Genomic DNA, 13,035 nt, shown 5'->3' with positions numbered 1-13,035 from the left:
CAATTCGCTAGAAAATCGTCAAGACGGGATTATAGACGACGGGGGTGCTTTCTGTTTTGCCGGCTCCGGCCGACAAGCCGGGGACGGCGTTTGGCTGCGTTCCTTATCTTCATGTGCTACTTGAACAAAAGTGATGGGTCGAGTAGAATGCCGGGCTGATCTGAAAACCTCAGGTCGGTTGTCGAATGCGGTGTGCGGAATGATTCTTCATGTCTGTTTGGCAATAAGTGTCGTAAATTATCTTTTGAAACGCGAATCCGTTCGCTAAAAGGGTGTCCGGCTGCATGAGCCGGATGACCGAGCGGATTCCAGACCTAACCCTGGAGAAATTCATGTCCGTTACCATGCGCGAAATGCTGGAAGCCGGTGTCCACTTCGGTCACCAAACTCGCTTCTGGAACCCCAAGATGGCCCCCTTCATTTTCGGCCATCGCAACAAGATTCACATCGTCAACCTGGAAAAGACCCTGGGCATGTACCAGGAAGCCGTCAAGTACGTGCGCCAGCTGTCGGCCAACCGTGGCACCATCCTGTTCGTTGGTACCAAGCGTCAAGCCCGCGACATCCTGTCTGCTGAAGCGCAACGCGCTGGCGTGCCCTACGTTGACCAGCGCTGGCTGGGCGGCATGCTGACCAACTTCAAGACCATCAAGACCTCGATCAAGCGCCTGAAGGACATGGAAGCTGCCATCGAAGACGGTTCGGTCGAGAAGCTGTCGAAGAAGGAAGCCCTGCTGTTCACCCGTGAACAGGAAAAGCTGCAAAAGGCCATCGGCGGCATCAAGGACATGGGCGGCATTCCTGACGCCATCTTCGTCATCGACGTCGGCTACCACAAGGGCGCCATCACCGAAGCCGCCAAGCTGGGTATCCCGGTCATCGGCGTGGTCGATACCAACCACTCGCCCGAAGGCGTCACCTACGTGATCCCGGGTAACGACGACTCCGCCAAGGCGATCGCTCTGTACGCTCGCGGCATGGCTGACGCCGTGCTGGAAGGCCGCGCCAACGCCGTCAACGACGTCGTCGAAGCAGTCAAGGGCGATGAATTCGTCGAGGTCGAGCAGGCTTGATTCTGCTCTTCCGGTAGTACGGTAGTCCAAAAAGGGGTGACAGCGGGTAGTGACGCAGTGGCCCCTTTTTTTTGATTCAATTTTCGAGTTTCAGGCATGCCGCAAGCGCGGGATGCCTCCAAGTCAGGAGAAAAGTATGGCGGCAATTACCGCAGCAATGGTGGGCGATCTGCGTGCGAAGACCGACGCGCCGATGATGGAATGCAAGAAGGCGCTGACCGAAGCCGATGGCGACATGGCCAAGGCCGAAGAGATTCTGCGCGTCAAGCTGGGCAGCAAGGCTTCCAAGGCCTCTTCCCGCATCACCGCAGAAGGCGTGATCTCGGCCTACATCGCTGGCAACGTCGGCGCGCTGGTCGAAGTGAACTGTGAAACCGACTTCGTGACCAAGAACGACGAGTTCATCGGTCTGGTCGAAGCTGCTGCCAAGCTGGTGGTCGAACAGAATCCGGCTGACGTGGCTGCCCTGGGCGCCTGCAAGCTGGCCGACGGCAAGACCCTGGAAGAACTGCGCACCGAACTGATCGGCCGCATCGGCGAGAACATGTCGTTCCGTCGCTTCCAGCGCTTCGAAACCACCGGCAAGCTGGCTGCCTACCTGCACGGCACCCGCATCGGCGTGATCGTCGAGTTCGACGGCGCTGAAGAGCAAGTCGGCAAGGACGTGGCCATGCACATCGCTGCCATGAAGCCGGTCGCCCTGTCGGCCGAGCAAGTGCCGGCCGACCTGATCGAGAAGGAACGCTCGGTCGCCGCCCTGAAGGCTGCCGAATCCGGCAAGCCGGCTGACATCGTCGCCAAGATGGTGGACGGTTCGGTGCAGAAGTACCTGAAGGAAGTGTCGCTGTTCAACCAGGCTTTCGTGAAGAACGACAAGCAAAGCGTTGAACAGATGCTGAAGGCGGCCAATACCACCGTCAAGTCGTTCGCCATGTACGTGGTCGGCGAAGGCATCGAGAAGAAGCAAGACGACTTCGCTGCCGAAGTGGCAGCGCAAGTGGCTGCAGCGAAACAAGCTCAGTAAGCGTCGCAGGAAAAACGGGCCGAGAGGCCCGTTTTTTTAAGCCGGATTCCGGGAACTTTCGGAGTCGCCCGCGTCTACAGTCAGGGTCGTCCGTCGGATGAATGATGACGCGCAGGGCAGGCCGCCTGGCAACGGCAATATGGGTAGCTAAAGCAATACTGGCAGCACACGGCAAGACAGAATAGGGCGCAGCAGTACATCCCCTCATGCGTTCGGACCTGCCCCTGATGACGAAAAAGCGCCATTTCGTCGGGTGACAGCGAGTGCCGGCGCGTCAATACGTAATTCAACCTCGGACAGAACACGGAGCCCTGCAATGACAACACCAGCCTACAAGCGCGTACTCCTCAAACTCTCCGGCGAAGCACTGATGGGCGACGACGCCTACGGTATCAATCGCGCGACCATCGAACGCATGGTCGCGGATGTAGCAGAAATCAGCAAACTGGGCGTGGAACTGGCCATCGTGATCGGTGGCGGCAACATCTTCCGCGGCGTCGCGCCGGGCGCCCAGGGCATGGATCGTGCAACCGCCGACTACATGGGCATGCTGGCCACCGTCATGAACTCGCTGGCCCTGGCTGATGCCATGCGCCAGGCCGGCCTGACGGCCCGCGTGATGTCGGCCATCGGCATCGAGCAGGTGGTCGAGCCCTATGTGCGCCCCAAGGCGCTGCAATACCTGGAAGAAGGCAAGATCGTGGTGTTCGCCGCCGGTACCGGCAACCCCTTCTTCACCACCGATACCGCCGCCGCCCTGCGTGGCTCGGAAATCGGCGCCCAGATCGTGCTGAAGGCCACCAAGGTGGATGGTGTCTACACCGCCGACCCCAAGAAGGATCCGGCCGCCACCCGCTACCAGTCGATCTCCTTCGATGAAGCCATCGCCAAGCACCTGCAGGTGATGGATGCCACCGCCTTTGCGCTGTGCCGCGACCAGAAGCTGCCGATCAAGGTGTTTTCCATCGTCAAGCCGGGCGCGTTGAAGAGCGTGGTCATGGGTGACGATGAAGGCACCCTGGTTCACGTCTGATCGATATTGCAGTGCAGAAACCGGCCGCAGGCCGGGATTCCCGTTTACAATGCCCGTCTTTCAGGCATTTGCCATCAAGACAAGCCAAGTTATTGCACCAAAGTTAGGAGAGCAGCATGAGTGTCGCTGACGTCAAGAAAAATACCGAGCAGAAGATGGCCAAGTCCATCGAAACCCTGAAGGCCAACCTGGCCAAGGTCCGTACCGGCCGCGCCCACACCGGCCTGCTGGACCAGGTCATGGTGGAATACTATGGTTCGCCGACAGGCCTGTCGCAAGTCGCCAACCTGACCCTGATCGATGCGCGCACCATCGGTGTGCAGCCGTTCGAGAAGAAGATGGCCGCCGTCATCGAGAAGGCCATCCGTGAAGCCGACCTGGGCCTGAACCCGGCCACCCACGGCGACCTGATCCGTGTGCCGATGCCTGCGCTGACCGAAGAGCGCCGCAAGGAAATGGTCAAGCTGGTCAAGAGTGAAGCCGAAGATGCCAAGATCGCCGTGCGCAACATCCGCCGCGAAGGCAATGAAGGCCTGAAGAAGCTGGTCAAGGACAAGATCGCCTCGGAAGATGAAGAGCGCCGCGGCCAGGACGAGATCCAGAAGCTGACCGACAAGTTCGTGGCTGACATCGACAAAATGGTCACCGACAAGGAAAAGGAAGTGATGACGGTTTAAGCCGTCCTGCAGGTCTCACGCGCGGCTGCCATGGCGGCCGCGCTGCACGAACAAGTCCAAGACAGCAAAAGTGCAGGCGGGAAGTGAGAGCGGCAATGGGGGGAGGAGGCTGGCCGGTTTGTCAAAGCGGCGCGTGCCCGTTACCATGTTGCGCTTCACCATCCGGCGCACGGAAAAGTAATAAATCATTTACATGAAGCATCAAAGCTCAACTCTGGCGGTTCCGGAGACTTCCGCGGTTCCGCGCCATGTTGCCATCATCATGGACGGCAACGGTCGTTGGGCGACCAAACGTTTCCTGCCGCGTGTGGCGGGGCATGCCAAGGGCGTGGATGCAGTGCGCTCCATTGTCGAGGCCTGCGCCGAGCGCGGTATCGAATTCCTTACCCTGTTTGCCTTCAGTTCCGAAAACTGGCGTCGCCCTGCCGACGAAGTGTCGGTGCTGATGCGTCTGTTCATGACGGTGCTGGAGCGTGAAGTCGGCAAGATGGCCAACAATGGCATCCGCCTGCGCATCGTCGGCGACATGAGCCGCTTCGATCCGAAATTGCAGGAGATGGCGGCCAAGGCCGAGGCGCAGACCGCCGGCAACAGCCGCCTGACGCTGACCGTCTGCGCCAACTATGGCGGGCGCTGGGATGTCATGCAGGCCGTTTCCAAAATGGTCAAGGACAAGCCGGGCGCGACCGACTACACCGAAGAAGAACTGGCCCCGTATCTGGCCATGGCGTATGCCCCTGAGCCCGATTTGTTCATCCGTACCGGCGGTGAACAGCGCATCTCCAATTTCCTGTTGTGGCAGCTGGCGTACAGCGAGCTGTACTTCACCGAAACCTTCTGGCCCGATTTCGACGACAAGGCGCTGGATCAGGCGATCGGCTCCTACCAACAACGCGAGCGCCGCTTCGGGCGCACCAGTGCCCAGGTACTGGACCAGAAAAAGGCTTCCTGATGCTCAAGACGCGTGTCATCACGGCGTTGATCCTGCTGGCAATCCTGTTGCCCATCCTGTATTTCGGTTATTTCCCGGCCTTTGCCATGGCGGTGCTGGTGTTCTTCGCCGCCGGTTCGTGGGAATGCTTCCGTCTCTTCAAGAGCCCGCGTCCCACCTTGTGGGCTGCCGTGTGGACGTTGGTCTTCAGCGTCATCCTGTTCTTCTCCGGCTTGCCCAGCGTGCGCGCCCTGTATGTGCTCTGCGTGCTGTTGTGGGCCTTGCGCTTCGTGCCCGCGCTTGGCCTGGGCCTGCCCCGGATCGAAGCTTTCGGCAATAGGCTGCTCAACGGCACTTACATGCTGTCCATCCTCGGCTGCTTTGTTGCCATCGTGGACCTGTTCCAGCATTCGCCGCTGTATCTGCTGTCGGTGATGGCCGTGGTGTGGGTGGCTGACATTGGTGCCTATTTCTCTGGCAAGGGCTTCGGACGCCACAAGTTGGCTCCCACCATTTCCCCGGGCAAGTCCTGGGAGGGTGCCATCGGCGGCTGGCTGGCGGTGCTGGTGATTTCGGCGGCAGTGGCCATGTCCATGAGTGGTGGCGAGACCTTCCAGTATCACCTGTTCAATCGCTGGGGCTGGGGCGGCTTTGTCGGCGTGCTCAGCCTCATGGTGGTGGCCAGCGTGGTCGGTGACTTGTTCGAGTCGCAACTTAAGCGCCGCGCCGGCATGAAGGACAGCAGCAACCTGCTGCCCGGCCACGGCGGCGTGCTCGACCGCATCGATGCGCTCATCCCGGTGCTGCCGCTGGCAGCGCTGGTCGATCTCTGGCTGGCGGCTGCCTGAGCCGCCGCTTTCCTTCTGGAAATTCCATGCAGTCCATCAGCATTCTCGGTGCCACCGGTTCCATCGGCGTGTCCACGCTGGACGTGGTGGCCCGCCATCCCGACCGCTATCGCGTCTTTGCGCTGAGCGCCCATTCCCGTGTTGCTGAACTGGCCGAGCAATGCCAGCGCTTCCGTCCGCAAGTGGCCGTGGTCGGTTCCGCCGAAGCGGCCGCGCAGTTGCAAACCTTGTTGCGCGCAGCCGGGCTGTCCACCGAAGTGGCCTACGGTCCGCAAGCCTTGTGCGAGATCGCGTCCGCCGACGGCTGCGACATGGTCATGGCGGCCATCGTCGGTGCCGCAGGACTGGCCTCCACGCTGGCCGCCGCACGTGCCGGCAAGAAGATCCTGCTGGCCAACAAGGAAGCTCTGGTGATCTCCGGCCAGCTGCTGATGGATGCGGTGCAGGCACATGGTGCCAGCCTGCTGCCCATCGATAGCGAACACAATGCCATCTTCCAGTGCCTGCCCGCCGGCTACACCCGTTCGATGACGGCGCATGGTGTCGAGAAAATCCTCCTGACGGCCTCGGGAGGTCCGTTCCTCCATCGGGAGGTGAATACGCTGGATCAAGTCACCGTGGAAGAAGCCGTGGCCCATCCCAAGTGGGTGATGGGGCGCAAGATCTCGGTGGATTCCGCCACCATGATGAACAAGGGCCTGGAAGTGATCGAAGCGCACTGGCTCTTCGGCGCGCCGGCGGACAAGATCGAGGTGGTGATCCACCCGCAGAGCGTGATTCATTCCATGGTCTCGTATGCCGATGGCTCTGTGCTAGCGCAGTTGGGCAACCCCGACATGCGCACGCCCATTGCCAATGCGCTGGCCTATCCGGAGCGTATCGCCTCGGGCGTGGCAGCGCTGGATCTGGCGCAGATCGCGCAATTGTCCTTCTTGCCGCCTGACTATCAGCGCTTCCCCTGCCTGAAACTGGCGTATGATGCGCTGCGGGCCGGCGGTACGCTGGCGGCGATCCTTAATGCCGCCAACGAAGTCGCCGTGCAAGCCTTCCTCGATGGCCGCATCGGCTTCGGGAAGATCGCTCCCCTGATCCACGAGGTCATGTCCGCCATCCCCAACCGGCAAGCCGATGACATCACGGCGCTGCTGGAGCAGGACCGGCAGGCGCGTGACCACGCCGAGGCACTGATTTCACGATGAACCTGCTGCATACCCTGATCGCTTTCTTCGTTGCCCTGGGCACCCTGGTGGTAGTCCACGAGCTGGGGCATTACCTGGTGGCGCGCTGGTGCGGTGTGAAGGTATTGCGCTTCTCGGTCGGCATGGGCCGGGTGATCTGGTCGCGCCGCTTCGGCCGCGACCAGACCGAATGGGCGCTGTCGGTGCTGCCCTTGGGCGGCTATGTGAAGATGCTGGACGCGCGCGAACAGCCGCTGGAAGACATTCCGGAAGCCGATCTCAAGCGCGAATTCACGCGCCAATCCGTCTGGCGTCGCATCGCCATCGTGGCGGCCGGACCGATCGCCAATTTCCTGCTGGCCATTCTCCTCTTTGCTGGTCTCTACATGCACGGCGTGCCGGAGCCGGTGCCCGTGCTGCGTGCAGCGACCGCGCAGTCGGCCGCCTACCAGGCCGGCTTGCGCGCCGGTGACCGTATCACGGCCATCAATGGCGCGCCGGTGCAGGTCTGGTCCGAAGTACGCTGGAAACTGATGCAACTGGTGCTGGAAAAGGCCGATGCCCGCATCGACGTCGAACGTCCCAATCCCAATGGCAGCGGCAAGCTGCTCAACTCGGTCACGCTGCGTCTGGGCGGCATTGACAGCAATGAGCTGGAAGGCGACTTCCTCGGCAAGCTCGGCCTGTCGCTGGCGCGTCCGCCTGCCGTGCTGGGCAAGATCATGGAGGGTCCGGCCAAGATGGCAGGACTGGAGAGCGGCGACCGCATCACCGCCATCGATGGCGTGCCTGTTCAGGATGGCCTGGCCTTCGTGGAAAAAGTGCGCGAATCCGCCGGCAAGCCTCTGCTGCTGCAGGGCGTGCGCGGCACGGCGCCGATCGAGGTGCGCGTCACGCCGGAGTCGGTGGAAGAGGGTGAAAGCGGCAAGCGCATCGGCCGCATCAAGGTCGAAGTGCCGCTGGCACCGGAGATGGCCACCGTCAGCGATGGCCCGTTGACGGCCGTGGCCAAGGGCGCGCAGCGCACCTGGGATACCAGCGTGATGACCATCAAGATGATCGGCAAGATGATCATCGGGCAGGTCTCGCTGAAGAACATTACCGGCCCCATCACCATCGCCGACTATGCCGGACAGACCGCCCGCGTGGGCCTGGTGAGCTACCTCAGCTTCCTGGCCTTCATCAGTATCAGCCTGGGAGTGATGAATCTGTTGCCAATCCCGGTTTTAGACGGCGGTCATTTGCTGTATTATGCGCTGGAGATTTTGACAGGGCGGCCCGTTTCCGAGCGGTTTGGGGAAATCGCGCAGCGCGCCGGCCTGGGATTACTGATGGCGCTGATGCTCGTTGCCGCTTTCAACGATATCGTGCGACTGATGTTCCAAGGATGAATCCGGCCTGATGCCGGCCCCGTCGAGCAAGCAAGATCGGCGGGGCGGCCAGAAAGACCGGATTTTTTACATTTGCCGGCCAACCCCGATGGCAGTTGTTAAGCAATTGGCAATGGATCAGGAATCCGTTTTCAATTGCTTACCAGCATCATGTCAGGCAGTGCCGCAGCGAAAAACTGTTGATGAACGATAGATGAAATTACACCCTGCGCAACATCCCATTCCGACTCTCTCCCGTCGCCTGATTGCCGCTGCCGCCTTTGCCCTGTGCTCCAGCCAGGCCATGGCCATTACGCCGTTCGTGGTCAAGGATATCCGCGTCGAAGGCATCCAGCGTACCGAAGCCGGCACCGTCTTCAGTTACCTGCCGGTGCGCGTGGGCGATACCTTCAACGATGAAAAGGCCACCGCCGCCATCAAGGCGTTGTACGCCACCGGATTCTTCCGTGACGTGCGCATCGAAGCCGAAGGCGACGTGCTGGTGGTGCAGGTGGTCGAACGCCCGGCTATTGCCAGCGTCGACTTCTCCGGCATCAAGGAATTCGACAAGGAACAGCTGACCAAGGCCCTCAAGGAAATCGGCGTAGCCGAGTCGCGGATCTTTGACCGCTCGCAGGTCGATCGCGCCGAACAGGAACTGAAGCGTCAGTACCTGTCGCGCGGCCTGTATGGTGCCAAGGTGTCGACCACCGTCACGCCGGTCGAGCGCAATCGCGTCGCCATTACCTTCGCCGTGGATGAAGGTGAAGTTTCGCGCATCAAGCAGATCAACTTCGTCGGCAACAAGGTGTTCTCCGACAGCACCCTGCGCGACCAGATCAAGCTGACCACCCCGGGCTGGTTCACCTGGTACACCAAGGCCGACCAGTACTCCAAGGAAAAGCTGCAGGGCGACATCGAAACCCTGCGCTCCTACTACCTGGACCGTGGCTATCTGGAGATGCAGGTCGAATCGACCCAGGTGTCGATCACGCCCGACAAGAAAGACATCTACATCACCGTCAACATCAAGGAAGGCGAGAAGTACACCGTCTCCGACATCAAGCTGGAAGGCGAGATGTTCGGCATGGAGCCGGAACTGGCCAAGCTGGTGCAGCTGAAGAAGGGCGACGTCTATTCCGGCGCCAAGCTGACCGACAGCACCAAGAAGATCGGTGAGCGTCTGGGCAACTTCGGTTACGCCTTCGCGAACGTCAACGCCAACCCCAATGTGGACCGCGAGAAGAAGGAAGTTGCCTTCACCATCATGGTCGACCCGGGCAAGCGCGTCTACGTGCGTCACGTCAACATCGCCGGCAACACCAAGACCCGCGATGAGGTGATCCGCCGCGAATTCCGCCAGTTCGAGGATTCCTGGTACGACGGCGAGAAGATCAAGCTTTCGCGCGATCGCGTCGACCGTCTGGGCTACTTCAAGGAAGTGACCGTGGATACGCCTGAAGTGCCGGGCACCAGCGACCAGGTCGATGTGAGCATGAAGGTCGAGGAAAAGCCGACCGGCAACATCATGGTCGGTGCCGGCTTCTCGCAGTCCGACAAGCTGAGCCTGACCGGCTCGATCTCGCAGGAAAACGCCTTCGGCAGCGGCAACACCGTCGGTATCGACATCAACACCAGCTCGCGCTATCGCACGATCTCGCTGTCGACCACCAATCCGTATTTCACGGATGACGGCATCAGCCGCACCTATGAGATCTACCTGCGCACGATTCGCCCCTCGGTCTACGCGACCGGTGACTACAAGGTCAAGACCCTGGGCGGCAGCATCAAGTTTGGTGTGCCGTTCTCGGAGCTGGATCGCGTGTTCTTCGGTATTGGCGTGGAAAACACCAACGTCAGCACCGACAGCACCAGCCCGACGCTCTATCGCCAGTACGTGCGTGACTTTGGCGGCGTGGGCGCGAGCGATTGTGATGTGACCTCCAGCACCAACAATTGCGGTGTGGGCAGCGCCCGTACCACCAGCATCCCGCTGACCGTGGCATGGCAGCGTGACGGCCGTGACTCGGCCCTGGTGCCGACCACCGGCCGCTATCAGCGCGCCAACTTCGAGGTCTCCTATGTGGGCACCCTGAAGTACTACCGTGCCAGCTACCAGCAGCAGTACTTCCAGCCGTTCTTCAGCAAGGCCGTGACTCTGGCGCTGAATGGCGAAGTCGACTACGGCCGCGGCCTGGGCAGCAAGCCGTACCCGGTGTTCAAGAACTACTACGCCGGCGGTATCGGCACCGTGCGCGGCTATGAAGCGTCCTCGCTGGGTAGCCTGAAGGACCAGTACGGTGACTCCATGGGCGGCGCTTCGCGTCTGTACGGCAATGCCGAACTGCAATTCCCGTTCCCGGGTTCGGGCCAGGACCGCACGCTGCGCTGGTTCACCTTCTTTGACGGCGGCAACGTCTTCGCCGACGGCGAAAACATCAAGCTCAACGACCTGCGCTATTCGGCCGGTGTCGGTATCAGCTGGGTGTCGCCGATCGGTCCGCTGAAGCTGAGCTTCGGCAAGCCATTGAACCTGAAGGCGGGTGACAAGTCTCAAACCTTCCAGTTCCAACTGGGTACCGGCTTCTAAAGCGGTCATCATTGATTCGTAATACGGAGAGTAATCTTGAAGTTCATGACCAAATCGTTCCTGTCCCTGCAGACCATCGTGATGGCTGCCTGCCTGTTGAGCTTTGCCCCCGCCCACGCGCAGGAAAGCTCGAAAATCGCCTTCGTGAGCACCGAGCGCATCTTCCGCGAAGCGGCGCCTGCCAAGGCCGCACAAACCAAGCTGGAAGCCGAGTTCGCCAAGCGTGACCGTGACCTGCAAGACATGGCTGCGCGTCTGAAGGCCCAGTCCGACAAGCTGGACAAGGATGCTGCCGTGCTGTCGGATTCCGACCGCGCCAAGCGCCAGCGTGACCTGTCCGACCTGGACAAGGAATTCCAGCGCAAGCAGCGTGAATTCCGCGAAGACCTGAACCAGCGCCGCAACGAGGAACTGGCCGTGGTCCTGGAACGCACCAACAAGGTGATCCGCCAGATCGCCGAAGCCGAGAAGTACGACATCGTCTTCCAGGAAGCCGTCTACGCTTCCAAGCGCATCGACATTACCGACAAGGTCCTGAAGGAACTGGCCAAGTAATTGCCGCCTTCACCATGCGGGCGCCGGGCGGCAACGTCCTGCGCCCGCATGTCGCTTCAGGGGCTGCCTTCAGGGCGGCCTTTGTTCTACCGTAAGCCAAGCAACGCCTACCATTCGGAAAAGCCAAGATGAGTATTCGACTGCAGCAACTGGTCGAGCGCCTGGGCGGTCAGCTGAAGGGTGATGCGACCATCGCGGTCGATGGCATCGCGCCGCTGGATGCCGCCGGTGCCAGCCACATCACTTTCCTTTCCAATCCCAAGTTCCGTGCGCAAGCCGACCAGACCCAGGCGGCGGCGCTGATCCTGTCCGAGACGGACGACGCCCAGGTGCAGGGCTATGCCGGTGCCCGCATCGTCACCCGCAATCCTTACGCCTATTTCGCCCGCGCGGCCCAGCTGTTTCAGGCTCAGGCCGAAGTGCGCGCGCCTGCCGGCATCCATGCCAGCGCCGTGGTCGATCCATCGGCCCAGGTCGCGGCGGATGCGGTGATCGGCCCGCTGGTGGTGATCGAAGCCGGTGCCGTCATCGGTGCCCGCGCCCGTATCGACGCCGGCAGCTTCATCGGCCACCACGCCAAGGTTGGTGAGGACACCCATTTCCACGCCCGTGCCACCCTGCATCACGCCTGCGAAATCGGGGCGCGCGGCATCGTCCATTCGGGCGCGGTGATCGGGGCCGACGGCTTCGGTTTCGCCAACGAAGCCGGGCAATGGATCAAGATCCCGCAAGTTGGCCGCGTGATGATCGGCGATGACGTCGAAATCGGTGCCAATACCACCATCGACCGTGGTGCCCTGGCCGATACCGTGATCGAGGAGGGCGTCAAGCTCGACAACCAGATCCAGATCGCCCACAACTGCCACATCGGCGCCCATACCGCCATTGCCGCCTGTGCCGGCATCGCCGGCAGCGCGAAAATCGGCAAATACTGTTCCATCGGCGGCGCGGCCATGATCCACGGCCACATCACCATCGTGGACAAGGTGCACGTCTCGGCCGGTACGCTGGCCCTGCGTTCCATCCTTGAGCCAGGGCAATACACCGGCTTCTATCCCATCACCGAACACCGCGACTGGGAAAAATCAGCTGCATTGGTGCGCAATCTGGGCACGATGCGTGAGAAAATCCGGGCGTTGGAAAAATCGCTTAAAACGTTGACACAAGAACAAGCAGGCCAAGCCCCGCTTTCAGAGAATCAAGAAGAGAATGAATAGCCTCGACATCAATCAAATCAAACAGTACCTGCCGCACCGTTATCCGCTGCTGCTGGTTGATCGCGTGCTGAACTGGGAGAGCGGCAAGACCATCACCGCGATCAAGAACGTGACCGTGAATGAAGAATTCTTCAACGGCCACTTCCCGCACAAGCCGGTGATGCCGGGCGTGCTGATGATCGAGGCGCTGGCCCAGACCGCTGCGCTGCTGTCCTTCCTGACCGAAGGCCGCAAGCCCGATGAGAACACCGTGGTCTACTTCGTCGGCATCGACAATGCCCGCTTCAAGCGTCCGGTGGAACCGGGCGATCAGCTCAAGATGGAAGTGGAAATCACCCGCCGTGCCCGTGGCATCTGGAAATACCGTGCCGTGGCCACCGTGGACGGCCAGGTGGCTGTGGAAGGCGACCTGATGTGCACCATGCGCAGCGCCGCCGACGCCAGCCAGAGCGCCTGACCCCAGGCCTGCCTGCAGGCTTGACGCATCAAGCCAGGCCCGGCGGTGATCGGCAAGATCGCGCCGGGCCTGATTCATTGTG

12 protein-coding genes are annotated in these 13,035 nt (G+C 61.2%); all 12 read left to right on the top strand.

The window, feature by feature from the left end; all coding sequences use genetic code 11:
* Nucleotides 1-332 precede the first annotated feature (332 nt).
* The 12 genes from rpsB (at nucleotide 333) to fabZ (ending at nucleotide 12,953) form a co-directional block, all read left to right on the top strand.
* Nucleotides 333-1,073, top strand: coding sequence for a 30S ribosomal protein S2 (rpsB, locus tag ACWHXP_RS09025; RefSeq protein WP_039788284.1), 741 nt, complete (start codon nucleotides 333-335; stop codon nucleotides 1,071-1,073).
* Between the two features lie 136 nt (nucleotides 1,074-1,209).
* Nucleotides 1,210-2,097 (top strand): translation elongation factor Ts, encoded by an 888-nt coding sequence (gene tsf, locus ACWHXP_RS09020; RefSeq protein WP_034332958.1) that lies wholly within the window; start codon nucleotides 1,210-1,212, stop codon nucleotides 2,095-2,097.
* Nucleotides 2,098-2,413: 316 nt separating this feature from the next.
* A complete protein-coding gene (gene pyrH / locus ACWHXP_RS09015) occupies nucleotides 2,414-3,130 on the top strand; it encodes a UMP kinase (protein ID WP_006462540.1) in 717 nt (238 codons plus the stop codon).
* Between the two features lie 116 nt (nucleotides 3,131-3,246).
* Entirely contained in the window at nucleotides 3,247-3,807 is a 561-nt protein-coding gene (frr, locus tag ACWHXP_RS09010; RefSeq protein ID WP_034332968.1) for a ribosome recycling factor, read from the top strand.
* Nucleotides 3,808-4,000: 193 nt separating this feature from the next.
* The gene (gene uppS, locus ACWHXP_RS09005; RefSeq protein ID WP_083859609.1) at nucleotides 4,001-4,759 is read left to right on the top strand and encodes a polyprenyl diphosphate synthase; all 759 of its coding nucleotides are present in this window, start codon (nucleotides 4,001-4,003) and stop codon (nucleotides 4,757-4,759) included.
* Nucleotides 4,759-5,586 (top strand): phosphatidate cytidylyltransferase, encoded by an 828-nt coding sequence (locus ACWHXP_RS09000; RefSeq protein ID WP_039788277.1) that lies wholly within the window; start codon nucleotides 4,759-4,761, stop codon nucleotides 5,584-5,586. Before uppS ends, ACWHXP_RS09000 begins: the two co-directional genes overlap by 1 nt.
* A gap of 26 nt (nucleotides 5,587-5,612) precedes the next feature.
* On the top strand, nucleotides 5,613-6,785 hold the full coding sequence (gene ispC, locus ACWHXP_RS08995) for a 1-deoxy-D-xylulose-5-phosphate reductoisomerase (RefSeq protein ID WP_489625401.1): 1,173 nt from the start codon (nucleotides 5,613-5,615) through the stop codon (nucleotides 6,783-6,785).
* Nucleotides 6,782-8,155, top strand: a complete 1,374-nt coding sequence (gene rseP, locus ACWHXP_RS08990; protein ID WP_310157683.1) for an RIP metalloprotease RseP — start codon at nucleotides 6,782-6,784, stop codon at nucleotides 8,153-8,155. The genes ispC and rseP overlap by 4 nt, the downstream gene beginning before the upstream one ends.
* 193 nt (nucleotides 8,156-8,348) lie before the next feature.
* Nucleotides 8,349-10,724 (top strand): outer membrane protein assembly factor BamA, encoded by a 2,376-nt coding sequence (bamA, locus tag ACWHXP_RS08985; RefSeq protein WP_489633979.1) that lies wholly within the window; start codon nucleotides 8,349-8,351, stop codon nucleotides 10,722-10,724.
* A 45-nt stretch (nucleotides 10,725-10,769) separates the two neighbouring features.
* Nucleotides 10,770-11,279, top strand: coding sequence for an OmpH/Skp family outer membrane protein (locus ACWHXP_RS08980; RefSeq protein WP_227022628.1), 510 nt, complete (start codon nucleotides 10,770-10,772; stop codon nucleotides 11,277-11,279).
* 128 nt (nucleotides 11,280-11,407) lie between these two features.
* On the top strand, nucleotides 11,408-12,496 hold the full coding sequence (gene lpxD, locus ACWHXP_RS08975) for a UDP-3-O-(3-hydroxymyristoyl)glucosamine N-acyltransferase (RefSeq protein ID WP_121039991.1): 1,089 nt from the start codon (nucleotides 11,408-11,410) through the stop codon (nucleotides 12,494-12,496).
* Complete coding sequence (gene fabZ / locus ACWHXP_RS08970) at nucleotides 12,489-12,953, top strand: 3-hydroxyacyl-ACP dehydratase FabZ (RefSeq protein ID WP_006462531.1); 465 nt, start codon at nucleotides 12,489-12,491, stop codon at nucleotides 12,951-12,953. Before lpxD ends, fabZ begins: the two co-directional genes overlap by 8 nt.
* Nucleotides 12,954-13,035 lie beyond the last annotated feature (82 nt).

This window comes from Herbaspirillum sp. Her2, from assembly GCF_057961375.1.
Note: the sequence above shows the minus strand (reverse complement) of the source record. Positions and strands in the feature narration are given on the sequence as shown.

Bases quoted from the DNA above. Each gene is read 5' to 3' on its own strand.
- rpsB (WP_039788284.1), top strand. From the start codon at position 333: ATGTCCGTTACCATGCGCGAAATGCTGGAAGCCGGTGTCCACTTCGGT.
- tsf (WP_034332958.1), top strand. From the start codon at position 1,210: ATGGCGGCAATTACCGCAGCAATGGTGGGCGATCTGCGTGCGAAGACC.
- pyrH (WP_006462540.1), top strand. From the start codon at position 2,414: ATGACAACACCAGCCTACAAGCGCGTACTCCTCAAACTCTCCGGCGAA.
- frr (WP_034332968.1), top strand. From the start codon at position 3,247: ATGAGTGTCGCTGACGTCAAGAAAAATACCGAGCAGAAGATGGCCAAG.
- uppS (WP_083859609.1), top strand. From the start codon at position 4,001: ATGAAGCATCAAAGCTCAACTCTGGCGGTTCCGGAGACTTCCGCGGTT.
- ACWHXP_RS09000 (WP_039788277.1), top strand. From the start codon at position 4,759: ATGCTCAAGACGCGTGTCATCACGGCGTTGATCCTGCTGGCAATCCTG.
- ispC (WP_489625401.1), top strand. From the start codon at position 5,613: ATGCAGTCCATCAGCATTCTCGGTGCCACCGGTTCCATCGGCGTGTCC.
- rseP (WP_310157683.1), top strand. From the start codon at position 6,782: ATGAACCTGCTGCATACCCTGATCGCTTTCTTCGTTGCCCTGGGCACC.
- bamA (WP_489633979.1), top strand. From the start codon at position 8,349: ATGAAATTACACCCTGCGCAACATCCCATTCCGACTCTCTCCCGTCGC.
- ACWHXP_RS08980 (WP_227022628.1), top strand. From the start codon at position 10,770: ATGACCAAATCGTTCCTGTCCCTGCAGACCATCGTGATGGCTGCCTGC.
- lpxD (WP_121039991.1), top strand. From the start codon at position 11,408: ATGAGTATTCGACTGCAGCAACTGGTCGAGCGCCTGGGCGGTCAGCTG.
- fabZ (WP_006462531.1), top strand. From the start codon at position 12,489: ATGAATAGCCTCGACATCAATCAAATCAAACAGTACCTGCCGCACCGT.